Here is a 23,231-nt window from a genome sequence, read left to right on the forward strand (position 1 = left end):
AATCGTGGTTATAAAGGATATTATATATGTCCTTTTTTAATTGGTATAAAAAAATCGCGCCAGTAGAATTAATCTACCAACACGATAAAGTGTAGACCCGTTTTTAAAAAATCAGTAGAAGTATGGATGATTTATTATACGATATCTATAAATTTTCACAGAAAAATAAGCGAACGATTACATTACAAAATAAAATTTACTTAATTGCTGATTTATTGTATGTTTTTCCAATAGCTCCAATATTACAAAATCACTATCACTATTCATTTACAATTACCTTTTCCGTATATTGCGTTTTGATTCTTATGACATATTTGTCATTGAAACCATTGATAAAAAATGATGTTAGATTAACTCAAAAGCAAGCAAAAGACTTAAAATCAATTATTTGGAAGAATAGTGAGAGTAAAAGTATTTCAGATGACCTTACAATTCTAGCAACGTTAATTAGAATGATTGATAGCAAAATTATTGAGAATGTTTCGACATTAAAAAAAAGTTTAAAATATTTTGCCGCATTTTCAAGTGCATTTGTAATCCCATTACTTTTAAAGATTTTCGATAAGATGCAATTATCAGATTTGCTCTTGATTTTTATAATGGTTGTTATATTTTCCTTTATTATGATTCTTATTATCGTGAGAGATCTAGATACTTGGGAATTAATTTTAACAAAAAAATCTTTTAAGTATATAAATGCAAAGAAAGAATTGCATTTCTTGGAAATTTATTTAAAAAACCTTAATGAACCTAATTCAAAATAAAGAATGGCTTTAATAAACAAAAAAGTTTACACTGAACTAGTGTACTTTTATAAGAAAAGGGAGTTTATTATGTCACGTAATTTGAAGAAAATTGCTATCATGATTGCGACTGTCTTTTTGATTGTTGGATCATTACCATTCATGAGTTTAACTGCTCAAGCTGCTACAGCTGGTAATGATAAGATTACTATTGGAACAATCAAGAATACTGCCGCAATGCCTGCTGTCATGGCTAAGGATGCTACTGATTTTAGTCGTAACAATATCAATGTTGATGTGAAGTCATTTGATTCTAACAAGGAGTTAAACGATGCCATCGCTAATGGTGATGTTAATGTTGCTGCAACTGATTTAGTTAGTTATGCATCCCTTGCTAAGAAGAATTCTACTTGGAAGATTGTTGGTACTTTGCCTGGTTACTACGGTTTAGTTGCCAACAAGAAGTACAAGAAGATTAAGAATCTTAAGGGTAAGACGATTGCTATCGACAAGAAGTCTGGTTCAAAACAATATCTCAAGAGTATTTTGAAGAAGAACAAAGTTAAGTACTCAAGTGTTAAGGTTAAGCAAATCGATGCTGACAGTACTCGTGTTGATTCTTTGAAGTCCGGCGATATTGATGCTGCCGTTTTGGAAGATCCTTCTATCAGCAATGCCAAAGGTAATGGTGCTAAAATTTTGAACCGTCAAAAGACTGGTAAAGACAATGGTCAAATTTTGATTGCTAATAAGGACTTTACTAAGAAGAATGCTTCTTCAACACAAATTTTAGTTAGTGTCCTTAATAGTGAAATCAAAAAAATTGATAAAATGGGTGGTTACGGTTCTGCTCAAGCTGCTTTAAGAGACTTCGGTATTAGTGATAAAGGTGCTAAGTATATTACTGATATGAGTATTACTTTCAAGAAGATTCATAAAGTTAAGAAATCTGACTTCAAGAAAGCTTTCAAGTATGCTAAGTCACAAAAGCTCTTTAAAGGTAAGATCAGTTATAATAGATACATTTTGAAAGTTAAAGGTGTTAAGTAATACCAAAAGATATCGATTAAGTTCGGTATCTTTTTTTATTTGCATAGACTACTAAAATAAGAAAAGGATATTTGGTATCATACTTAAGTGTATATTAATATTTAGGGGCAATATTTATATGAAAAAAATAAAAAAATTACGTAATTATCGATTGTTGTCAATTGTGTTTTTCTATTTACTTATTTCGGTAATTATGTATCAGCTGTATAAACGTGATTTTATTTGGAATGGGGACGATATTTATTATCATTTTCAAAGGATTTTAGGATTATCAGATAATTTTAACAATGGTTTATTGGCATCTAATATATCTATCTCTAATTTTGGTGTCATCGGAAATGGAGTCAATATTTTTTATCCTTGGTTAACTCTGATACCTTTTAGAATATTCTTTCAATTTACTAGAAACTGGATTAGTGCCTATTATTTTGGCATTTTATTTTATTTTTTTGTTTCATTTTTAATCAGTCATTATTCAATGAAAAGGTTTTCAAGTAGTACTAAAAATGCTGTAATATTTTCTATCATTTATAATTTTAGTATCTATAGGCTAATCGATATATTTACTCGTGGTGCAGTGGCAGAGTACATTGCTACAATATTCTTGCCATTATGTTTCTTAGGTTTCTATGAAGTTTTTTTTGGTGATGAAAAGCAATGGAAAACATTAGCCACTGGTATGATTTTAATAATTTATACGCATGTTTTAACGACTTTTATGTCTATTATTTTTTTACACTAGTGTCAATATTATTTATTCCGAAGCTTAAATTAAACAAAAATAGAATTATGAATTTTGGAAAAGCAGCTATTGCTACGATTGGTTCTACTTTAATATTTACGGTTCCATTTATGACTGAAGAATTATTTCAAAAATATGGGGTACCAGATAAACAAAAGTTAGTAGGTTTAAATTTTAAACAATTAATATACGAAAGTATCATTAACAATAGTCGTAGATCAGTTGAAGGCAATATTTATAACGTTGGTCTTACGATTATTTTGGCTTTAATAATTGGTATTTTAGTTTTTAGAAGATTTAGTTTTTTGTATAAATCGCTATATTGCATATTTGTAGCTAGTTTCTTATTTACGACAAATTTGTTTCCATGGCATTTATTACAAAATACGCCTATTGAAGTTATTCAATTTCCATATAGATTTTTAATGTTTGCAACACTCTTTGGAGCGATTATTTTGACTCAGAGTATTGGAATACTTTTTAAAAATCAACTTAATACGAGTTTTCCGATTATTTTGTTAATTTTAATAATATTTAATAGTGTTATGTGGGAAAGTTCCATAATTAATGGTAGTAGAGGCGTTTTGTTGTCTTCACCCAAACTAGATATTACTCAAAAAATGGTCAATGAAAACAAAGTTCCGTCGACCAATTTGCCACAATACATTCCTGATGTGGGGCAATCTAATTTGGAATTGGCACTAGCTCACCAAATTTTTATTAATAATAAATTATCAGTTCAAGTTCCAACTATTAAGAATCACAGCGATGAATTTTATGTTGGTAACATCAAAAAGAATGACAAAATTGATTTACCATTCGTTAAATATAAATATACTAAAGCACAAATTAATGGTCAGAAGGTTCCAATTACGACGAGTAAACGTGGATTCGTAGAACTCATTGCTCCTAAAGATATTAAAAGTGCCACTATTAATCTGAGTTATAGCAATTATAATTTGTTCATGTGTGCTGAAATTTTGAGTATCTTAACTTGGATTTATTTATTTGGTTCTAAGTATGTTATTCGTTGGTTTAAAAAATTAAAGTCACAGACAAACAATGTTTTTATATCTTTTTGAGGGAATATTTGAATAGAAACATTTTTTTATTTGTTATGTTTTTAAGAAATTGACGGAATTTTTATCATGGTGTGTTCTAATTAGCTACAGAGAAATTATGTTTGTGATGGTAAACAATATGAAATTCATGCAATCTCCAAGATATTGGCGCGATCGTTTGAATTTTAAATGGCAGGATTATTTTTAAAACAGTGTATATAAATAAAGAGACTAGATTAGTTGAATCTAGTTTTTTAGTATCTTCATTTTTAAAGATTGATGAATTATAATTTAAAGAAGATATTTTATAGGTGGTATTTTATTATCAGAAATTTAGTGAACAGCTTATATTTGAAACTTAAACGTAACAAGTGGTCACTGATAATTCTCGTGGCCATTTTCATTTTTGTATTGATTTTGAATTTGAAGACTTTATATATCGCTGATGATTACGTCTATCACTTTTTCTATCAGACGTCATCGCCAACCGAAATTGCTCATCAACAAAAAATTTCTACGTTGTTGATACCAGCTTCGATGTGGAATCATTATTTTCTTTGGAATGGTCGTTTCGTGGCGCACTCAATCGTGCAATTTTTCATGCAATTTGATACGAAGATTCCATTTGATATTTGTAACAGCTTGATTTTTGTAGCTTTAATTATGATGATGGATAAGTTTGCTAGTAAATTGTCTAATAAGAAAGCTCAAGCTTTTGTTTTGCCATTGATTTTTGCCTTTGCTTGGTTTTATTTACCATTCTTTGGACAATCTGTTCTTTGGGTCTCGGGAGCGGGCAACTACTTGTGGATGAGTATTATTTATCTTGGTTTTATCATGTACAATCTAAAAATTCGAGAGCCCAATTTACAGTCATTCATTGGTGCAGCGATTATTGGTTTCTTAGCTGGAGCTAGTAACGAGAATTCAGGTCCAGCCGCAATTTTAATTGTCTTGTTATTCATGATTAAACGCTTTGTGGAGACTCGAAAAATCAGTTTAGTGACGTTAACTAGTGTCTTTTTCGGTGGAATAGGTTTCTTGATCATGGTCTTATCCCCAGGTTCTCAAAAACGTGGCATGATGAGTCGGACTTGGCCAGTTATCCACAAGAATCTTCAAAACATTTATAATTTAACTTTTGATAATTTGAAGTGGCTCTATTTATTGGTGGTTATTTCGACAATTGCCGGAATAGTGTTGAAGAGATTATCTATAAATAGTTGTTGGTCGATAGTCTTTTTCATGATTGGACATTTTGCGGCCATTTATGCGATGTCACTGTCTCCAGAAGCTCCCCAGAGAACCTTCTTTGGTGGAATCATCTTCTTAGGAATTGCTTTATTTATTCCTGTTTATGCATTATTCAGCGAGGTTAAATTAGTTTTACCAATTTTATCGGTTCTGGCTTTAGTACTGTTTGTCAGAAGTTATGTGCCAGCTTACCAAGATATCAATCAGAGTTATCAAGTAAATAAAATGCAGTACCAAAAGATATTAACTGCTAAAAAAGCGGGTAAGGATAGTGCTCATGTGCCAATTTTGCCGGTAGCGAAGAGTACTTATAATGCGACTTATCAGACGTTTACTTTGGATGAACCTTCAGATCAATTGATGAATCTCTGGGTAGCTAAGTACTTTGATATCGGTAAGGTCTATGGTTATCATCTCAAGTAAAAAAAGTCTATCTAACTAGATAGGCTTTTCTTCATTTTTAGGCTTTAATTTGAGTAATAATGGTTTGATTTTACTTCTGAACGGATAAGCAATCATGATTAATATCATTATAATTAACGAAATAGCAGAGAAATGACGAGCGGATTTTTGAATCTTGGTTTCGTAGTAATCGACAACGACTTTTCCTTTGCCATTGATGGTAATTTTAGCTAGATTATTGTGTTGTTTGTCCATGGTTAATTTAGAAACTTGTCCAGTAGAATCTTTTGACTGGAAACCATAATAACCGATAATTGGTAGATTTACTTCGGCATTTCTGGCATTTTTGAAATTAAAGGTTAATTTAGTGCCAGTTTGTTTGAAATCAGCGATTTTAGCTTTTCCAGACGTGACCTTAGGTTGATGTTTAGTATGTTCTAAAGTGGCAGTATTAGTCCCTACAGGCAAATATTCTTGACCACCACCAATACTGTAGGGAGACATCTTATTATATTCTGAGTAAGGAATTAGGGCGGCTGAGTAGCTCTGAATAAGACGGTAGCCAGCAGAAATCGATAGTAATAGGACGAAGGTAATCAATAGTCCTTTGATAGTGTTAATTTTGAAGATATTTAATGGATCACTAGCAACGAAAATTGCCAAGAGAAGCGTTGTTATCATATCAAAACGCCAAGTGTATTGAATCATTTTGAAAGGTGTTTTATTTAATAAAATCCAAGGAAAGACTGAAGTTGAACAGATGAAAGTCGCTACACCGATAATTGAAAAGTGTCTGATAGCTTTGTTTTGAATTTTGTGAGCTGAGATGATAATAATCACTGAAGCTATTAACAAGATTAATCCGATATTGGGCTTGTCGATGATGTTACTTAAACTCCAGTTGAAACTATCTTGCAAGCTGCTTGAACCTTTGACCAAAATACTTTTAGTTTTCGTCAATTGGAAAGTCGTGTGTTTGAGTTGTTCCAACATTGGCAAGAAATAGCCCACACTCAACAATCCCGAACAAATTGCTGCCCAGAGTAATGACAACAGGCGTTTAGGATGCAGTTTTAATTCAGGGATTTGGCAAAGAGCAACGATGACGATTAAAATAGCGACTAAGACTGGCGAGAGGGCATGGGAATAAATGATCCCCGTCATCCCAAAAGTTAAGAAAAGCCAGTTTCGTTTGCGCTCGCCGTAGAAAATTTCATAGATTCCTAGCATTGCGATTGGTAAGAACAAGAATGCTCCGACTTCACCGAGATCGTGACGGAACAATAAATCATGAAGTCGATAACTAGAAAGCGTATAGACGAAACTGAAAACTAAACTGTTCCAGTATTTTTTTTGAACTTTGTAGAAACACAAGAAAGATACACCGAAGGTTAAAAAATTTAAAATAACATAATAACGGGCGATTGCTTGAGCGGTGGAATATCCTAGTAGTTTCATCAAAGCAACTGGATAGAGTAAAAAATCCGAATAGAAAATATTTGAAATATATCCGAATCCGTCCATGAATGACATGTTGATGACTGGGAAGTAATCGTGTCTAAGAATCGACTGATATAATCCTTCAATTCGCATCATGTGGAATCTATTATCGCTCGGTCCTAAAAACGACCAGATTGAATTATGATAAAATTCAGTTTGATAGATAGAAAGAAAACTAGCAATGGCAAAAATGCCTAAAGTAATGATAGTAATAATGGTTATTTTGAAGTATTTATTCTTTAAGATAGACTGCATGTTTAAACCTTTCTGATTGTTATTAGGTTAATTATACTAAGGATTGTTATTTTGATGATATAAGAAATCACAAATAAAAATACAAATTGTCAATTTTTTATTGAAGGGGGAAAGAAAGTGAAAGGAAAAAGAATCGTTTACATAGATGTTATTCGTGTACTGGCAATGTTTCTAGTTGTTTTGGCTCACGCTTGTGCATCTAGGCTAGAGCATAACGTTGGTTCAGTCGATTGGAACGTTGCTCATTCATTAGTAATTATCACAGAAGTAGCGGTACCCTTGTTCTTTATGATTAGTGGTTCGACAATTCTGAACAGTCCCAAGACTCGAAGTATTCGTTATTTGTTCAAGCATCGTTTACCGAAGATCCTAGTACCGTTTATAATTTGGTCGATTATCACGGCTTACTTTGCTCGGCAAATTGATGGAACTTATACTTATCACAGTTTTATACAATCAGTTTTATCGATGTATCATCAACCGGTAATTATTGCTTATTGGTTTATTTATCCGTTGATATCAATGTATTTACTTTCTCCATTATTGAAAGCTATGGTGAACAACTTGAGCAGTAATGGACTGAATTATTTATTGATTTTATGGTTTATTTTTATGATGGTCATGCCGCCAATTATTCAGGCTCTGCCAGCTGATATAAGGTTTTATTTTAAAGCTTATAGTATGAGTAAAATTGTCTTTTCCAGTTATCTAGGTTACTTTTTATTAGGCTATAAGCTCTCTCAAGAAAAGCATCGCAAAACTAATTGGCTTGTGGGAATTTTACTAATTTTGATTTTATTCACGATAAATATTGAAATTGGTTTGATTGATAATCGAAGTCTGTGGAAGATTTTGAATATTTTCTCTATCGGTTCAGTACCATTCATTGCTGGTCTGATATTTGTCGTCTTGCGTTCATTTGAAAATAAGTATCATCACTGGTTTAGTAAATTGATTGAGATCTTGGCACCATTGACGTATGGCGTGTATTTGATTCATGGATTAGTGATCAATCTAGTTGAACAGTGGTTTGGAACTAAGGTCTACTTCACTAATTTCTTGTTGGCATCGCTGATTTCTTTAATTGTAATCTTTATTTTGAGTAAGATTCCTCTAATTAGGAAAATATTATTGTAAAACGCTTATATCCGGAATAGGCGTTTTTTTGTTGTTTCGTGAATTATAAGGTTGTCTTATACTTGTAACTATGTTGAAGAAAATAAAGGGATTTTTTAGAGGGAAGTTTTTTGCACCAATCATGTTTTTAGTATCATTTTTGTATTTTGGATTATTTCGAATTCTGATGATTCCTTCCGGGGATGATTATTTCTGGGGTGGGGAACAAGGAGCTTACTTGATTCGTCACATGTTTTACGGACCACAGGCTATTTATGGAGGAAGTAGCAACGGTCGTTATTTTGGGAATACTTTGGAAATTTTTACAATGCACAGTTTGCCACTAGCAGCTTTTAGTTACGGATTATTTTGGACATTGTTGTTGTGGACGATGTGGAGATTAGCTGGCAAGAGTATTACAGCTCTGTTGTTATCGTTAGCTTTCGTCTTTACCTTGCAGGGTGCTTTTATCAATAACGTCTTAGCTTGGAACGCCGGTTTCGTTAATTACGTGCCACCAATGGCATTAGTATTGAGCTATTTAGTTATCGTCGACTATGGACAAAAGAAAATTTTGCCGTGGTTGTTTGCTTTGTTGACCTTAGTTTTAGGTTATTCAGCAGGATTATTCACTGAAGCTCTGACGTTAGGACAAATTTGTTTGGCTGTGTTGGTGATTTTGTACTTTAACAAGCAAACCAAGTTGTATCACATCACTTATTTATTAGGGACAATCGTCTCAGCAATCGTTATGTTCTCTCATCCCGGCTATCACGGAAAGAGTACTTATCGAGGGACTACTTTTGACCCGAAAGTTATTTGGAGTTGGTTCTCCAATGTAACGCATTTTTGGTTGATTACTTTTAATATTGTCTTGTTAGCTGCAATTTTGTTGGCGATTTTGACCTTAGTTTTGAAATCGGATTTCTCAAGAATTAAGAAAATAAGTATGTCGATTATTTCGACAGCATTCTTGTTTTACTATGCAATTGCTAATGCGGTTCTAAGTACGATTCCGAAAAATGATATGTACGGCTATAATTCAATCAGTTTGCCAATTTCGGTAACTGATACTCTAGTTAGTTTGTTGCTAGTAATTTTTATCGGCTACAGTATCTTCACTTTTTACAAGACTGATGCCAAAATGTGGCTGTATTTCTTGATGACTGGAGTTATTGCCGGACAATTGTTGTTCGTGTCAGCGCCAGTTAATTGCCGTGGTTACTTCTTGACATATGTCTTCATGTATTTGATTGCGATTCGCTTTGTGGTTGATGCTTTCTCAAAAGTCAAATTTATCAATTGGGTGATGATTATTGCTGTAATTGTGATGGGGGTAAGCTACCAATCGATGTTATATCAGAATCGTCAAGTCAACTTAGAACGAGTATCTGATCCGCAGTTTTACAATGGCAAGAAAGCTCTGACAAAGCACGTTCCTTATCGCCAGTTCGTTTGGTCGAATGATTTGTTAAATCAACAGAATCCAACTTATTGGAAGAATTATTTAAAGAGGTAGTTTCAACAATATATTTCGCCAAATTTCTATTTCACGATTTCTAAGGTTGTCTTATACTAGTAATTATGTGGAATAAAATAAAATTGGTTTTTAAGGAAAGATTATTTGCACCATTAGTTTTTTTGGTATCATTTATCTATTTTGTCGCCTTTCGCTATTTTATGATTCCTGCCGGGGATGATTATTTTTGGGGAGGAGCACAGGGGAAGTATTTGATTCTTCACGGTTTTTACGGACCACAAGCTACTTATGGAGGAAGCAGTAATGGTCGATTTTTGGGTAATACTATGGAGATTTTGTCTATGCACAGTATCACGATTGCCACAATAAGTTATGGGGTATTCTTTACACTCTTGTTGTGGGCAATGTGGCGCTTAGCTGGAAAAAGTATTTCGTCATTATTATTGTCACTAGCGTTCATCTTTACTTTGCAAGGAGCATACATCAATAATGTTCTTGCTTGGAACGCTGGTTTCGTCAATTACGTGCCACCGATTGCTTTGATTTTGACGTATTTAGTAATTGTTGAGTACGGTCAGAAAAAAGATTTACATTGGATTTTTGCAGTACTGACGTTATTTATTGGTTCGATTGCCGGACTGTTTACGGAAACTTTGAATTTGGGACAAGTTTGTTTAGCTGTTCTAATAATTTTATACTTCCGCAAGAAAACGAAGCTTTATCACGTAACTTATTTTATTGGGACTTTGATTTCTGCAGCGATAATGTTCTTGCATCCTAGTTACCATGAAAAGAGTACTTATCGTTTGACGACCTTTGATCCCGCCGAAATTTGGCGTTTGTATAAAATAATGACTCACTATTGGTTGATCAGTTTCAATATTGTGCTGTTAGTGGCTATTTTATTGGCAATTATCACTTTGACATTGAAGTCTGATTTCTCAAAACTTCAAAAGGCGATAACAGCTGGAATTTCAGCATTATTCTTGCTATATTACGCTGCCATCACGGTCTATTTCAGAAAGTATCCTAAGGATGACATGTTCAGTTTCAATTCAGCAATTTTTCCAAATAAAGTTGCCGTAATAGATTCAGTCATGAGTTTGTTGTTGATGGTCTTCATCGGTTATTGTATTTTTCTATTTTATAAAACTGATGCTAAGATGTGGCTGTATTTCTTGATGACGGGGATTGTTTCTGGACAATTGTTGTTCGTTGCATCACCAGTCAACAGTCGTGGCTACTTTGCCGCCTACGTCTTCATGTATTTGATTGCAACAAGATTCGTGATTGATGCCTTTAGCAAGATTAAATTTGTTAATTGGGTGTTGCTAGTAGCCGTGTTATTCATGGGTATAAGTTTCCAATCGATAATCTATACGAATTACCAGGTCAATCTAGAACGTGTCTCTGATCCACAATTTTATAATGGCAAAGCTAGTTTGACTAAGCACGTGCCTTACCGCCAATTTGTGGGAACTAATGACTTGTTGAATCAACAAAATACGACTTATTGGAAGCACTACGTTAAAGAGGGCAATTATCATTTGCCAATCAAACAAATAATCGATGTACTTAAATAACAAAGGGTATTATTGGAATCGTGTTATATTATCACATTTCCAGTAATACCTTTTTTGGTTAGAATACAGAATCCAGTCAATCACAGAGCTTTTACGGACGACGGTATATTTCACAATAACCATCCCAACAAATCATCCATTTAATGTATAATAAAAGCAGTATTAACTTAAAAGGTGGTAATTTGCAATGCTTGAAAACGTACATGGTATTGTTAAGGTCAACCAAGACGCACGTTACGTGGTTTTCTTGTTTGATACTTATGAAGTGAACCGTAAAATGCTCCAAGACAAATATGTCAAAGGTGAATCAGCTTGGTACACAGATGCTAAAGGTACCGGCGATGATGGCAAAGTATTCTATCGTATCGCTGAGGATGGCGAATGGATCGAAGCCGAATACGTTACTTACGTTGATACCGACGAATAATGTTACAAAAGAATTAAATTTGCACGAAAAAGTTTAAAATTTGCCTGATTTCTTAAGGTTTTATTGAAGACAACCTGTTTAAATAGTAGTCTACTGTTAGTATATTTTTAGAGTGGAGGGAGACACTATGAATAAAAAATGGGTTGCCTCTACTGCTTTGGCTAGTGTTCTAGCGGCAGTTGGCGTATCATCGAATGCTTCTCCAGTGAAAGCAGCACTTTCTAATGATGATGGGAATCAGGATGACTTAGACCACAAGTCAACGACTGATAAAAAAGACCCTACTGTAGCCAGTGTTTTGGATCAGCAAGGGGCTCCAATCAATGAAGACGCAGCAGACGCCATTGAAGCCAATGAAAATTCTGGTTTTAATAGTGTTTTGCCAGCCAGTGCAGTAGCTGCTGTTACTCAAGCCTCAACCAGTGCTGGAGTAACCAAGGCTCAACAACAGGCCTTTTTAGATAAAATTGGTCCCGTTGCTCAAGCAGTAGGATCTCAATACAATGTCTATGCATCAGTTATGATGGCACAAGCGATTGTTGAGAGTGCTTGGGGAACGTCGACTTTGTCTAGTCAATATAACAATTACTTTGGTATTAAAGGTGATTACAACGGCTCATACGTCAGTTTTCCAACTTCAGAATGGAGTGCTGACAAGGGCTATTACACGATTTATGCCAATTTTAGAAAATACCCTAGTGCAACGGAATCTTTTGCTGATAATGGTGCTTTATTGAGGTATGGTATCAGTGGAGCAAGTGATTTCTACAAGGGTACTTGGAAGGAAAATACTTCCTCTTACAAAGATGCGACGGCTTGGCTGCAAGGACGTTATGCAACGAGTCCAATTTATGCATCAACTTTGAATAATATAATCGAGACTTATAATTTGACACAATACGATAACGAAGCTAGTACCGGTGGTACTAATGATAATTCAGTTAGTGGTACCAAGACTACGATCGACGATACCGCTACTGTAACAAATCAAAAATCTGCAACAATTTATATCAATGCTAATCCCAATCAGATTGCGGCTAACCGTGCTTTAGGCTATGATACGAAATGGCACGTTTCTGCTAAGGTCGTTGCGGCTGATGGAACTGTTTACTATCAAGTGGCTTCCAATGAATACGTCAATGCTAATGATGTACAATTGGATTCTGAGAAATCTAACCCACAAGTGAAGATTTCGGATACTGCCATCGTGGTAAATAATAGTGGAGCGACTGTTTATAGTGCTGCTAATAAAAAGGCTGCCACGGATCGAGTTTTGCCATATCAATCTAGTTGGATCACAACTGCTTATGTAGTTGACGATGACGGCAATACTTTCTATTTTGTGGGAACTAATGCCTATATTTTGGCAACTGATGCAACTTTGAAGTCACAACAACCAAATGAAGACTACAAAGACGACCAGATAACATCTTATCCTGATATCGTCCATGTAACGGCTACACCAAGTGCTAGAGCTTATGATGATAAACACAATGCTTTGGCAGTTAGCTTAGCTAATGGGACTGATTGGAAGATTGACCAAAAGTCAGTCCATTCAGATGGTTCAGTCTGGTATCGAGTAGCCACTGATCAATGGGTCAGCGCTGATGATGTAGAAGTTAAAGGTTCCAATTACGTAACTTCAGTTTCTGGTATGGTAAAAATCAACTATATTCCAGGATATGGCGTCAACGTCTACAACAGTCCCGCATCGAACAACAAGTTTACGGGAACACGTTTAGCTGACGGTACGACTTGGCGAGTTACATCCAAACAAATCGTTGATGGACAAACTTGGTACAAAGTCAATGCCGGTTGGGTAAATGGTAAATATTGTATTTATAATGCTGATTAAAAATAATTTTACATTGTAAAAAGTTTGTAAATTCTACAAATTAGCACACTAGTTTTTTTAGCTTTTGTTATATTGATTTTGTTCCTATTACTAGGTTCAAAAAAATATAATTGAGGTGTTTAGAATGGTACATTTACTTGCTTTTAACAACAAAGAAATTACTAAAGAGAACATTTTGAAATATGAATTTGAACTTTTAAAAGGTCCCACAGATTTTGAAATTGATTTTGACTGTGATGCTTTATTAGATGTGTCTGATGATAAGCGTTTCAGTGGCAATTCTTTAATTGTACATGAAAAACATGGTGCGTTTTTAGTGGAAGAAACAAAGAAAGAATTAGTTAATAAATTTTATAAGAATAATATAGTTGGCTTCGCTTTGTCTAAAGTGTTGGCCAACTTTTTTTCTTTGAAACATTATGTACCATTTGTGTTTTTGTATGTTGTTTATATGCCAATATCTGGTGGTACTCGCAAAAATACTGATTGGATTGGTTTACATTTGATGAACAGTTGTCGCCAAAACAAAAAAGAAGCTTATTTTATTACTACCCAGGGTTTCATTATCAAAGTTACTTTCCCTAAAGGTGATTTAGATAGGCGTGTTCATGATGCTTGTGTATTATGTGAGAAATGTGTAGCAATTTTTTTGCCGCCAATTATTGCTGGTGGAGTTGATGTGCAGGGTTGCTCTTTTACGGGATTAGTAGTTAAGTTTGGAAATTGTCACTGTCCTCTACACGATAAGATCAAATATGACAATGACCCCAAAATTATTGGATTAATGTTCATTAATTTTATTATTGATCATTTAGGAATTGAGTCAGTTAATCCTGAAGAAGAGAAAAAGCACTATCGAAGATTTTTATCACGATTAAAAAAACATTACTAAAATGAATTGAAAAAACGTCTAAATAGGCGTTTTTATTTTGCACTAAATTTTCAAACGTTGATATACCAACATTTCAATTTTATTTTGGCAACTAATAATCTTTATCCAGATTCGTTATATTAATTCCACACAAGGCCTTGTGAGTAAAAATAGGAGAACTCACAAATGAATGAATTGGAATTAGGATTTGAAGATGCATTACAGAATCAACGTTTGATCCACGGTGCTTTGAAAAGAGCCCACATTTATACGACTAGGGTCGACTATGAAGATTATTTTCAAGAAGCCATGATCAATTATGCTCAGACCTATCAAAAATATGTGCAGGATAACGGCGATATGACGAAGTTTCATAAATTTGTTTTCCAGAAATTAACTTGGCGCTTGATTGATATGTTACGTCAGGAGAAACGATATTTTGATTTCCATAGTCTAGAAGAGTTTGATTTTCAAAGGGTTCCTGAAGATTTGACCGCTAATAAATTAGATTTCATAGACTTTTCTAAATTGACAGAGATTGACCATGATATATTGCAAAAACATTTCATTGAAGGAGTGCCGTTAGTAACATTGGCGAAACGTTATAACCATACTACGAGAGCCTTAAGATACCGACGCGACAGTCTTTTGAAAAAATTACGACATATGAGCGTATATTGAATTTTACTATCTGATTACAGGTTTATTACTTTTATCAAATTTGTGAAAAAAGTTGTTATAATTTATAACGTTAAGGAAATTAACGGTGGGAAGGAATATTTATTATGGTATCAAAGAAGAAATTTATGACTACTCTTGCGACTTCAGTTGCACTAGCAAGTATCAGTTTTACAACAGTTGGACAGGTAGTTCCACAATTAGGGGCGCAAGTTCAAACAGCGCAAGCTGCAACTTCAGCAATCAATGACTTTATTACAAATAACAACATTACTCCAGTTTCAATTACTAACGAAGAAGGTACATTCAGTTACTGGACACCTTATGAAAATGGTGTTGGTAAGCCGGAAGGTGTTGTTATTCATGAAACAGCTACTCCTGGAGCAACTGCTAGAAATGAAGCAACATATTTCAACCGTGAATGGCCAAATATGTACAGTTATGTTCATGCTTTCGTTGACGCTAACGAAATTTTAAACATTAAGAATACTGATTATGCCGTTTGGGGTGCTGGTCCAACAGCTAATGCCAAATTCGTTCAAGTTGAATTGTGTGAAGTAAATACTACTTATTCATTCGCTAAGTCAGTTGCTAACCAAGCTTATTACACAGCTTACAAGTTAGTTCAATATAACTTGCCATTTACACCAGGTGTTACAGTTATGTCACACAACGATGTATCTAAGAAGTGGGGCGAAACAACTCACACTGATCCTGTTGGCTACTTTGCTAAATGGGGTTACAGCATGGATCAATTCTATGATCTAGTTGGCAAGTATTACAACCAATTGAAGGGTAGTACTAACAGTGGTAGTTCTAACAATAACAACAGCAATGTCAACAATGGTGGAACTGCTTCATCAAACGTTATTACTGTAAATAATTCTCAAGGTTCATATGTTCCATTGGTAGCTTTCCAAAGTGACGGTAGTACTAAGAAAATCACTAACCGTGCTCTAGCTAACAATACTCCATGGTACACAGACCAAACTAAGACTTATCAAGGCTTGACTTATCGTCGTGTTGCTACTAACGAATGGGTCGACCAAGGTTACGTTACAAAATAATTTTATAAAAAACTATTCGAAAAGGCGCGCTGAAATGCGGGTCTTTTTTTGATATCATACTTAATAATAGAAGGTGTTTGATGTTGTATAATTGTCGTATGAGAAAGGCTTAATCGATATGGGAAAAAAATTTTATATTGTTTTGAGTATGATGTTTCTTTTTTGCGTAATTTTAACTGGGTGCCAAAAAAAGGAAACTAGTAAAATCGTTTCGTCCAATAAAACTTGGTATTTGTTCCAAGACCAAGGTGAAAATGACACAGTTTCAATCAAGTTCTTAAAAAATCAGCGAGCTGAAATCAAAGATATCACGAATATTGATGGCAAAGTTGGAATCAATCGGTTCAATACGCATTTCAACAATCCACAATACGTTTTAGGACGTGATGGCAAGACAATGACTTTTAAGACTGCTAAACAGGATCTAGTTATAAAACTGGTGAAGACTTATCATGAAAATGTCTACGGTAAGCATATGAAGGGTTACTATGTCCAAGTGGGCAATGAGAATTATAAATTTGCTTATATTACCAAGCGAGATAAAGCCAATATCAGTAAATCTACCAAACATAAATCCCAGTCGATTTCTTACAAGCAAATGGCTAACCACATTATCGATGTCAATCAAAACACTAAGCCTTTGAGTACGGACAACAATTTGATAGGTAATTTCTATTTTTCAACTATTATCGATTATCGCCGAACTGACGGTAATTTGACTATTAACCAAAATGGAACTTATCAGATGACTTTGACCCAGCATTCAGCTCAGAAATTATCCGATACGACTGACAGTAAGGTCGTTATGATGACGACGGTTGAATCCGGTAATGTTCAAAGTCTCTACGGCAAGATGTATTTAACACCCAAAAATCTCGTGACGATCGACTATTACTATCACGGCCAAAATCAAAGTCGTTTGTTGCCAAAAGAAGTTAATCTGAAGGTTAACTCTAAAGCAACTGGCAATCAGATTGATCGAGCGAAGATTCGGATTGAAAATGACAATAATCAATTGTATTTGTATTCGAGTGACTTCACTGTCAGAACGCGTGACAATCAGGCCAATACTAAGGCTAATTTGTTAACGAAATCTGATGCAACACAAACTAGTTTGGAAGATTCCATTACGCAAACAAAAGATTATTATGATCAATATGTGGCCAATCCGATTTCGTCAAACGCTGATTTAATGCAGTTGGCAGCGGCTATCTCGGATAATAATGACAAAAAATCGGTAATCTCGGGGTCAATTTTGGCGACCAATATGGTACCAATTTACAACCAAGCGATTATCAGGGGATTAGCATCAGTGGTAGTAAGCAGCCCTTTATGCAATATATGTTTTTAGTTTCACCTTCAGCTTATTCAGAAAATGGACCAGCTGTGACAACTACTAAGGGTAAATTTTTGATTTATGGTTCATTAGATAATAAATTATTCTTGTTAAAACAACCAGACAAGGATTCAACAACTGTTACTTGGACGATGGTTAAAGATTTTTCACTTACCGTGCCTAAATTGAAATTCAGCTTAAATTAAGCTGCGGAGGGAAAATGATTTTTTTAATACTACTTGCTGTAACCATTGTGGAAGCGATGATTATTTACAAAATAAGGTATGTCTACAGTCGCCAGCCGATTTGGGGGATTGGCATCGTGATTGCTGTTATATTTGTATTCTATTTAATTTCTAATATTTCGTTGAACAAATTTTTAGGCGCTTATACATTCGGACTTGCATCTTTAAATTTGTTCTTTTTATTTATTATGCTGGTTTACATGTGGTTAATGCATCGAGATCAGAAAAAGGTTAATATGAAACAAGAAGCCGACTTTTTATTAGTCATGGGTAATAAGTGCATGACTGAGCGGATTCCACCGATTTTGGCAAGTCGTTTAAATAAAACGATTGAGATTTTTAAGGAATCGAGGAATAAACCGCAAATAATTGTCAGCGGGGGCAAAAATCCCTATAGTCTCTCGAATAAGACTGAAGCTGAGATGATGAAAGAATATTTGTTGGATGCTGGTATTCCAGAGGATTACATTATTCCAGAAGAGAAAGCTATGAATACGATTCAAAATCTAGAATTTTCTTCTATTGAGATTCATCGCTTTTGGTCTAAAGAGACTCATCCAAAAGTTACCATAGTTACAAGCGACTACCATCTTCCTCGAACAAAATTGCAGGCTAAGAGATTGGAATTCAAGGTTCAGTATGCATCCGCTAAGACGATGAGCATGTTGAAGTGGCCAGCGATGTTTCGTGAATTTACAGCCTTGTTGTGGTATGACCGATATGTAATTGCAATAGTTGTGGGAATAGATGTGCTGTATTCGTTGAGTTTGTATATTTGAGGTGTGTTATATGAGTTTGTACGATAAGTTTGTTGAAAATAAACGTTTGCGACGATTTATATTGTTAGTTGCTGTTATTGGTTTATTTTATTTATTCAAAAGTATGATGAGTATGTTTTTGTTAACTTTCATCTTTACTTTTTTATCAGTTCAATTAGTTCGGACGATTCAAAAAAAAGCTCCAAAAATAAAACCGGTTTGGATAATTGCGCCAACTTATTTGATTATTATTGCTTTGTTGGTGTTTGTGATTGCTAATTATGTGCCACAGTTAGTTAGTCAGACGGTCAAGATGTTTACTTCGTTGCAGTCATTTTATGAGAGTGAAGATGTTCGTTCGAATCCTTATTTGAATATTATTTATAACTATTTGCAACAGATAAATTTGGATAATCAAATCAAAGTGGCTGTTACCTCCGTCGTCAATTACATTAGTAGCGTTGGAGCAGTCGGTTTTAACATCGTAATATCGTTCTTACTCAGTTTCTTCTATACGAGTCAAGTTGAACAAATGAATGCTTTTGGTCGTCAATTCTTAGACAGTAAATACGGTTGGGTCTTCGCAGATCTAAAATATTATGGTCAAAAATTCGTCAATACTTTTGGAGTTGTCCTAGAAGCTCAATTGATGATTGCGGTCGTAAATACTGCTTTAACAACGATTACCTTATTATTCATGAAGATGCCAGGAATTATTGCTTTGGCCGCCATGGTCTTTATCTTGTCGTTGATTCCAGTGGCCGGAGTGATTATTTCGTTGGTTCCACTAAGTTTTGTAGCTTATTCAGTTGGTGGTATCCGTTACGTTATTTACATCGTCATTATGATTATCGTCATCCATTTGATAGAAACGTACTTCTTGAATCCGCAATTTATGTCCAGCATGACGCATTTGCCAATTTTCTTTACTTTTATCGTCTTGATTGTTTCCGAGGAATTACTTGGTACTTGGGGATTGATCGTTGGTATTCCAATTTTCGTCTTCTTCCTCGATATTTTGGGGGTTCACTCAATCGGTGGTCCCAAAAAGCGCAGAATAAAGTTAAAGAAAACGTTATAATTAAGATTAAGCTAGTTTTGTCATATATAATGGAGATAAATGTAGTCAACTGACGTAGATGGGAGATTAAATTATGTCATTTTTCGATAGAAAAAAGAAAGAAAACGATGATAATTATTCTGATCTAAACAATCCTTCATATCAAAATCCCCAACCGGATCAAAATAATTTTGATCAAGCACAAAATCAATATAATGATGCTCAAATGAACAATGGTACGCAATTTGGCGGCAACGATTTTAACCAACCAAGTCAAGCAGCACAATCTGGTAGTAATGATTATTTCTTTGGTCAAAATCAACCACAAATGCAGCAACAACAAATGGACCCCAACCAAAATCCACAACCGGGGATGGATAGCGGTGAAGAGTGGCAATATACTGAACAAAATTTGCAAAATACTTTGGATCAAAGTGCTGATTTGAAGTCACAATTACGTAGTCAACTATTAGCTGACCGTAGTTATTGCAACCATATTTTGAGAAATGTTGGCAGTGATCAAGTAGATGAAAGAAAGCAAGCTACTGATAGAATTGATCAAATCAACGCTTCATTGAAAGAATGGTTCGGAACGGATGAAATGGCTAATGAGATTTACTTAGACGTCAATAGTGACTATTACATTTTCACTGATGATTTAGCTGCTAATCCAGATAGCGACACGACAAATATGTGGCAACAATTGACAATGACTATGGCCGAGAAGGGTCTAATCGCTAATGCAATCTCAGTCACTTATAATGACCAAATTGATGAAGCTTGGATGAATTATCAAAATGCTGGTTTCGTAGATGGCAATGCCTATCTATTGAATATGTACAATGATTTGCAAGGACGTAATATGAATACTCCTGTTACGCCTGCTGAAATTCCTTTCGATGCTGATTATCGCGTTCAACACGTCAGTGATAAAGTTGATAAAATTTTGGATGCTGATGATAAATTAGTTATGGAAGTTTCTCGAAATGCCAATCATCAATTACAGATTATTCGCCATTACAAAGATGGGACTCAATTGTTGAGTCGTGATATTTTCGATGTCAACGGAGTAATCTCAGCTACCCAATTTTACGACCACAGAAATGCCAATAAAGTCGTTCGTGAGAACTTTTATCGTCAAGATGGAACATTGGTCTTGATTAAGAGTTATACGGCTGAGGAACCTTATATTCAACTATTCAGTGAAGGCAATGTCTTGATCAGTACTTTTGATAATGATGAAGATTTGATTTTTTGGTGGTTGAAGAATCAAGCTTTGAAACAGAACGCTTCAACGATTTTTGTTTCAATTAATTCTGAATATTATAAGAAATTGTTGGAACTCAGAGATTACGGATTTGAAGTGGTTCCAATCGTTATGAAACAAAGTGAAAATGCTCAAGAAGTGTCAGATTTGATTGAAGGTAAAGACAAGATTAACGCTGTCTTGGCTGGATCTGATCAAGTTAATACTTATTTGAACAAGAATTCGAAGAATAAATTGGATATTACTACTTTAAAAGAATTAGATACACCTATTTATAAAGAATAAAATTATCATTATCGATTAGATAACATCTATTCAGAATTCCTACTATCGTCTGAATAGGTGTTTTTTAATATTAAGATTAGGATCTAGTCCGGAATAGCAGAGAAAATTGGCTCAAATGTGAAATTTCTCTTGGCAATTTATTGCCTAGTGAAAGGTCGAGCTTGAAGACTTTGCCCGAACTTGGGCTTAGCAAAGGCTTCAAGTCGTGCCCACATTGTTCCAGCCAAATTTTCTCTGCTATGGAGGACGGAATATAACCATTTATTTTGCAATTTAGTCAAACTTAATAAAGAAACTTTTTTTTATTGCCAAATTCGTGTAAAATGTACTTTGTTAAAGAAATGAAAAGAGGATCATATAAATGGCAAAATTAGTTTTCATTCGTCACGGACAAAGTGAATGGAATTTATCAAACCAATTTACTGGTTGGGTTGATGTTGACCTTAGTGAAGAAGGTGTAAAGCAAGCTCAAAATGCTGGTAAACTTCTTAAGGAATCTGGCATCCAATTTGACCAAGCTTACACATCAGTATTGACACGTGCTATCAAGACATTGCACTATGCTCTTGAAGGCTGTGACCAACTATGGATTCCTGAAACAAAGACATGGAGACTTAACGAACGTCACTATGGCGCACTTCAAGGTCTTAACAAGAAAGAAACAGCTGAAAAATACGGTGATGAACAAGTTCACATCTGGAGACGTTCATACGATACATTACCTCCACTATTGAAGTCTACTGATGAAGGTTCAGCAGCTAACGATCGTCGTTACGCAAACCTTGACCCAAGAATTATTCCTGGTGGCGAAAACCTTAAAGTTACTTTGGAACGTGTAATTCCATTCTGGGAAGATGAAATCGCTCCTAAGCTATTAGACGGCAAGAACGTAATCATTGCTGCCCATGGTAACTCACTACGTGCTTTGACTAAGTACATCGAAAACATCTCTGATGCTGACATCATGGACGTTGAAATGACTACTGGTGAACCAGTTGTTTATGACTTGGATGACAAGTTGAACGTTGTTAACAAGACAAAGCTTAACTAATTTTTGAATTAGTTTGAAATTAAGACTGCACAGTGTGTGCGGTCTTTTTTTATATAAAAATAGAGACTATGAGAAGTTATTTTTAGAATTTTCGTATTTTATTGATAAGCATCGTAATTGAATTATAAGTATTGATGTGTATAATAATTTGTGAAGAGAAAGTTTCTTATGACTATGAAATCCAAAGAAATGGTAAGACTTTTAAAACGGGGCTTAGATAATATCAATTGTAGGAGGTTACGAAATGCCAGCAAAGAAAAATATTTTAGTTTATCCAGTAATTTTGCATCCAGAAGATCAAGGCTATAGTGTAGAAATACCTGATATTGATAACGGCACTTGGACGCAAGGTGATAATATGAAAGATGCTCTGTTAATGGCTCAAGATGCAATTGGTATTATGCTTGATGATAAAATGGAATACCCTGAACCTACTGACTTGGAAGACATTGAAATTAAGGCTAATGATATTAAGACAGTCGTTTATATTGATATGGAAGAGTACCATCGCAATAATCCTAAGACAGTTCGTAAAAATGTAACTGTACCAGAGTATTTAGTAGTTTTAGGTAAAAAGAAGAACATCAACTTTTCTGCTGTTTTGACCGAGGCTTTGAAAAATAAATTGGAAATGTAAAAACACATCTTTTATGGATGTGTTTTTTGTTGTAAATAAGATTATTCAACGTAATTTAAAATTATAGTGAATATTGAACTTTTGATATCAATTGATTGCAAAAGTGAATTATATTCGTTAAAATAATTTTGAAATAGCGATGGTAAAATCTATGTCTTCTACAACTAGAAATACAATAGTTTTGTTCCTGATAGAAGTTAAGATGGCAATTTCTAATCGTGAAATAGAATGGGTACCGAGGACTTTTGATGGTATTACTCGGTTAGGAATTGATTTACAAGATGCTTTAGAAATAATTCAAGCACTGACACCTAATAATTATTATCGTGGACCTAGTCCGGATTTTAATGGTGATGGTACACGAGTCTGGGAATTTATTTATGAATTAGATGGGATGCCGATTTATATAAAAATAAAATTTCAAGGTAATGAATGCAAGATATTATCTTTCCATAGAAGCATTAAACCGTACTATTTACCTTATTTTAACGATTAAAGGGGTGAAGTC

Annotated in this window: 22 protein-coding genes; 21 read left to right on the forward strand and 1 reads right to left on the reverse strand. The window is 34.4% G+C overall.

Going from position 1 to position 23,231, the window contains the following annotated elements:
- Nucleotides 1-122: 122 nt before the first annotated feature.
- The 5 genes from FFM65_RS05385 (at nucleotide 123) to FFM65_RS05405 (ending at nucleotide 5,273) form a co-directional block, all read left to right on the forward strand.
- Nucleotides 123-764, forward strand: a complete 642-nt coding sequence (locus tag FFM65_RS05385) for a hypothetical protein (RefSeq protein WP_119317998.1) — start codon at nucleotides 123-125, stop codon at nucleotides 762-764.
- A 69-nt stretch (nucleotides 765-833) separates the two neighbouring features.
- A complete protein-coding gene (locus FFM65_RS05390; RefSeq protein ID WP_162897933.1) occupies nucleotides 834-1,793 on the forward strand; it encodes an ABC transporter substrate-binding protein in 960 nt (319 codons plus the stop codon).
- Nucleotides 1,794-1,911: 118 nt separating this feature from the next.
- Entirely contained in the window at nucleotides 1,912-2,535 is a 624-nt protein-coding gene (locus FFM65_RS05395; RefSeq protein ID WP_119318000.1) for a putative glycosyltransferase family protein, read from the forward strand.
- 47 nt (nucleotides 2,536-2,582) lie between these two features.
- Nucleotides 2,583-3,617: a hypothetical protein gene (locus FFM65_RS05400; RefSeq protein ID WP_119318001.1), complete on the forward strand. Its 1,035-nt coding sequence runs from the start codon at nucleotides 2,583-2,585 to the stop codon at nucleotides 3,615-3,617.
- A gap of 315 nt (nucleotides 3,618-3,932) precedes the next feature.
- Nucleotides 3,933-5,273, forward strand: a complete 1,341-nt coding sequence (locus FFM65_RS05405) for a DUF3329 domain-containing protein (protein WP_245954234.1) — start codon at nucleotides 3,933-3,935, stop codon at nucleotides 5,271-5,273.
- Nucleotides 5,274-5,288: 15 nt separating this feature from the next.
- Here FFM65_RS05405 and FFM65_RS05410 read toward each other — a convergent pair whose 3' ends face one another.
- Nucleotides 5,289-7,007 carry a putative glycosyltransferase family protein gene (locus tag FFM65_RS05410; protein WP_119318003.1) on the reverse strand — a complete coding sequence of 573 codons (1,719 nt, stop codon included), beginning with the start codon at nucleotides 7,005-7,007 and terminating at the stop codon, nucleotides 5,289-5,291.
- A 117-nt stretch (nucleotides 7,008-7,124) separates the two neighbouring features.
- Here FFM65_RS05410 and FFM65_RS05415 point away from each other — a divergent pair, with 117 nt between their 5' ends.
- From FFM65_RS05415 to FFM65_RS05490, 16 genes are all read left to right on the forward strand, one after another.
- Nucleotides 7,125-8,144, forward strand: coding sequence for an acyltransferase (locus FFM65_RS05415; protein ID WP_119318004.1), 1,020 nt, complete (start codon nucleotides 7,125-7,127; stop codon nucleotides 8,142-8,144).
- Nucleotides 8,145-8,265: 121 nt separating this feature from the next.
- Nucleotides 8,266-9,642 carry a DUF6056 family protein gene (locus tag FFM65_RS05420; protein ID WP_119318005.1) on the forward strand — a complete coding sequence of 459 codons (1,377 nt, stop codon included), beginning with the start codon at nucleotides 8,266-8,268 and terminating at the stop codon, nucleotides 9,640-9,642.
- 65 nt (nucleotides 9,643-9,707) lie between these two features.
- A complete protein-coding gene (locus tag FFM65_RS05425; RefSeq protein WP_255311485.1) occupies nucleotides 9,708-11,186 on the forward strand; it encodes a DUF6056 family protein in 1,479 nt (492 codons plus the stop codon).
- 187 nt (nucleotides 11,187-11,373) lie between these two features.
- Nucleotides 11,374-11,613, forward strand: coding sequence for a hypothetical protein (locus FFM65_RS05430; protein ID WP_010020969.1), 240 nt, complete (start codon nucleotides 11,374-11,376; stop codon nucleotides 11,611-11,613).
- Between the two features lie 127 nt (nucleotides 11,614-11,740).
- Nucleotides 11,741-13,468, forward strand: coding sequence for a glycoside hydrolase family 73 protein (locus FFM65_RS05435; RefSeq protein ID WP_119318007.1), 1,728 nt, complete (start codon nucleotides 11,741-11,743; stop codon nucleotides 13,466-13,468).
- A gap of 124 nt (nucleotides 13,469-13,592) precedes the next feature.
- A complete protein-coding gene (locus FFM65_RS12125) occupies nucleotides 13,593-14,360 on the forward strand; it encodes a hypothetical protein (protein ID WP_162897934.1) in 768 nt (255 codons plus the stop codon).
- 165 nt (nucleotides 14,361-14,525) lie between these two features.
- On the forward strand, nucleotides 14,526-15,020 hold the full coding sequence (locus FFM65_RS05445; RefSeq protein ID WP_119318008.1) for a sigma-70 family RNA polymerase sigma factor: 495 nt from the start codon (nucleotides 14,526-14,528) through the stop codon (nucleotides 15,018-15,020).
- Between the two features lie 125 nt (nucleotides 15,021-15,145).
- Nucleotides 15,146-16,084 (forward strand): peptidoglycan recognition protein family protein, encoded by a 939-nt coding sequence (locus FFM65_RS05450; RefSeq protein ID WP_245954235.1) that lies wholly within the window; start codon nucleotides 15,146-15,148, stop codon nucleotides 16,082-16,084.
- Nucleotides 16,085-16,202: 118 nt separating this feature from the next.
- A complete protein-coding gene (locus FFM65_RS05455) occupies nucleotides 16,203-17,435 on the forward strand; it encodes a hypothetical protein (RefSeq protein WP_119318010.1) in 1,233 nt (410 codons plus the stop codon).
- Nucleotides 17,426-17,626 carry a hypothetical protein gene (locus tag FFM65_RS05460; protein ID WP_211321971.1) on the forward strand — a complete coding sequence of 67 codons (201 nt, stop codon included), beginning with the start codon at nucleotides 17,426-17,428 and terminating at the stop codon, nucleotides 17,624-17,626. Before FFM65_RS05455 ends, FFM65_RS05460 begins: the two co-directional genes overlap by 10 nt.
- 116 nt (nucleotides 17,627-17,742) lie before the next feature.
- On the forward strand, nucleotides 17,743-18,444 hold the full coding sequence (locus FFM65_RS05465; RefSeq protein WP_162897935.1) for a YdcF family protein: 702 nt from the start codon (nucleotides 17,743-17,745) through the stop codon (nucleotides 18,442-18,444).
- A gap of 10 nt (nucleotides 18,445-18,454) precedes the next feature.
- Entirely contained in the window at nucleotides 18,455-19,504 is a 1,050-nt protein-coding gene (locus FFM65_RS05470) for an AI-2E family transporter (protein ID WP_119318013.1), read from the forward strand.
- Nucleotides 19,505-19,577: 73 nt separating this feature from the next.
- Nucleotides 19,578-21,035: a hypothetical protein gene (locus FFM65_RS05475; RefSeq protein WP_119318014.1), complete on the forward strand. Its 1,458-nt coding sequence runs from the start codon at nucleotides 19,578-19,580 to the stop codon at nucleotides 21,033-21,035.
- Nucleotides 21,036-21,396: 361 nt separating this feature from the next.
- Entirely contained in the window at nucleotides 21,397-22,086 is a 690-nt protein-coding gene (locus FFM65_RS05480; protein ID WP_059074891.1) for a 2,3-diphosphoglycerate-dependent phosphoglycerate mutase, read from the forward strand.
- Between the two features lie 244 nt (nucleotides 22,087-22,330).
- On the forward strand, nucleotides 22,331-22,723 hold the full coding sequence (locus tag FFM65_RS05485; protein ID WP_119318015.1) for a type II toxin-antitoxin system HicB family antitoxin: 393 nt from the start codon (nucleotides 22,331-22,333) through the stop codon (nucleotides 22,721-22,723).
- Nucleotides 22,724-22,874: 151 nt separating this feature from the next.
- The gene (locus FFM65_RS05490) at nucleotides 22,875-23,219 is read left to right on the forward strand and encodes a type II toxin-antitoxin system MqsR family toxin (RefSeq protein WP_162897936.1); all 345 of its coding nucleotides are present in this window, start codon (nucleotides 22,875-22,877) and stop codon (nucleotides 23,217-23,219) included.
- The last annotated feature ends 12 nt before the right edge of the window (nucleotides 23,220-23,231 follow it).

The organism is Companilactobacillus formosensis, assembly GCF_005405305.1.
GTDB classification, from domain to species: domain Bacteria; phylum Bacillota; class Bacilli; order Lactobacillales; family Lactobacillaceae; genus Companilactobacillus; species Companilactobacillus formosensis.

Bases quoted from the DNA above. Each gene is read 5' to 3' on its own strand.
- FFM65_RS05475 (WP_119318014.1), top strand. From the start codon at position 19,578: ATGTCATTTTTCGATAGAAAAAAGAAAGAAAACGATGATAATTATTCT.
- FFM65_RS05470 (WP_119318013.1), top strand. From the start codon at position 18,455: ATGAGTTTGTACGATAAGTTTGTTGAAAATAAACGTTTGCGACGATTT.
- FFM65_RS05490 (WP_162897936.1), top strand. From the start codon at position 22,875: ATGTCTTCTACAACTAGAAATACAATAGTTTTGTTCCTGATAGAAGTT.
- FFM65_RS05485 (WP_119318015.1), top strand. From the start codon at position 22,331: ATGCCAGCAAAGAAAAATATTTTAGTTTATCCAGTAATTTTGCATCCA.
- FFM65_RS05450 (WP_245954235.1), top strand. From the start codon at position 15,146: ATGACTACTCTTGCGACTTCAGTTGCACTAGCAAGTATCAGTTTTACA.
- FFM65_RS05420 (WP_119318005.1), top strand. From the start codon at position 8,266: ATGTTTTTAGTATCATTTTTGTATTTTGGATTATTTCGAATTCTGATG.
- FFM65_RS05460 (WP_211321971.1), top strand. From the start codon at position 17,426: ATGTTTTTAGTTTCACCTTCAGCTTATTCAGAAAATGGACCAGCTGTG.
- FFM65_RS05390 (WP_162897933.1), top strand. From the start codon at position 834: ATGTCACGTAATTTGAAGAAAATTGCTATCATGATTGCGACTGTCTTT.
- FFM65_RS05400 (WP_119318001.1), top strand. From the start codon at position 2,583: ATGAATTTTGGAAAAGCAGCTATTGCTACGATTGGTTCTACTTTAATA.
- FFM65_RS05435 (WP_119318007.1), top strand. From the start codon at position 11,741: ATGAATAAAAAATGGGTTGCCTCTACTGCTTTGGCTAGTGTTCTAGCG.
- FFM65_RS05430 (WP_010020969.1), top strand. From the start codon at position 11,374: ATGCTTGAAAACGTACATGGTATTGTTAAGGTCAACCAAGACGCACGT.
- FFM65_RS05395 (WP_119318000.1), top strand. From the start codon at position 1,912: ATGAAAAAAATAAAAAAATTACGTAATTATCGATTGTTGTCAATTGTG.
- FFM65_RS05425 (WP_255311485.1), top strand. From the start codon at position 9,708: ATGTGGAATAAAATAAAATTGGTTTTTAAGGAAAGATTATTTGCACCA.
- FFM65_RS12125 (WP_162897934.1), top strand. From the start codon at position 13,593: ATGGTACATTTACTTGCTTTTAACAACAAAGAAATTACTAAAGAGAAC.
- FFM65_RS05480 (WP_059074891.1), top strand. From the start codon at position 21,397: ATGGCAAAATTAGTTTTCATTCGTCACGGACAAAGTGAATGGAATTTA.
- FFM65_RS05445 (WP_119318008.1), top strand. From the start codon at position 14,526: ATGAATGAATTGGAATTAGGATTTGAAGATGCATTACAGAATCAACGT.
- FFM65_RS05385 (WP_119317998.1), top strand. From the start codon at position 123: ATGGATGATTTATTATACGATATCTATAAATTTTCACAGAAAAATAAG.
- FFM65_RS05455 (WP_119318010.1), top strand. From the start codon at position 16,203: ATGGGAAAAAAATTTTATATTGTTTTGAGTATGATGTTTCTTTTTTGC.
- FFM65_RS05410 (WP_119318003.1), bottom strand. From the start codon at position 7,007: ATGCAGTCTATCTTAAAGAATAAATACTTCAAAATAACCATTATTACT.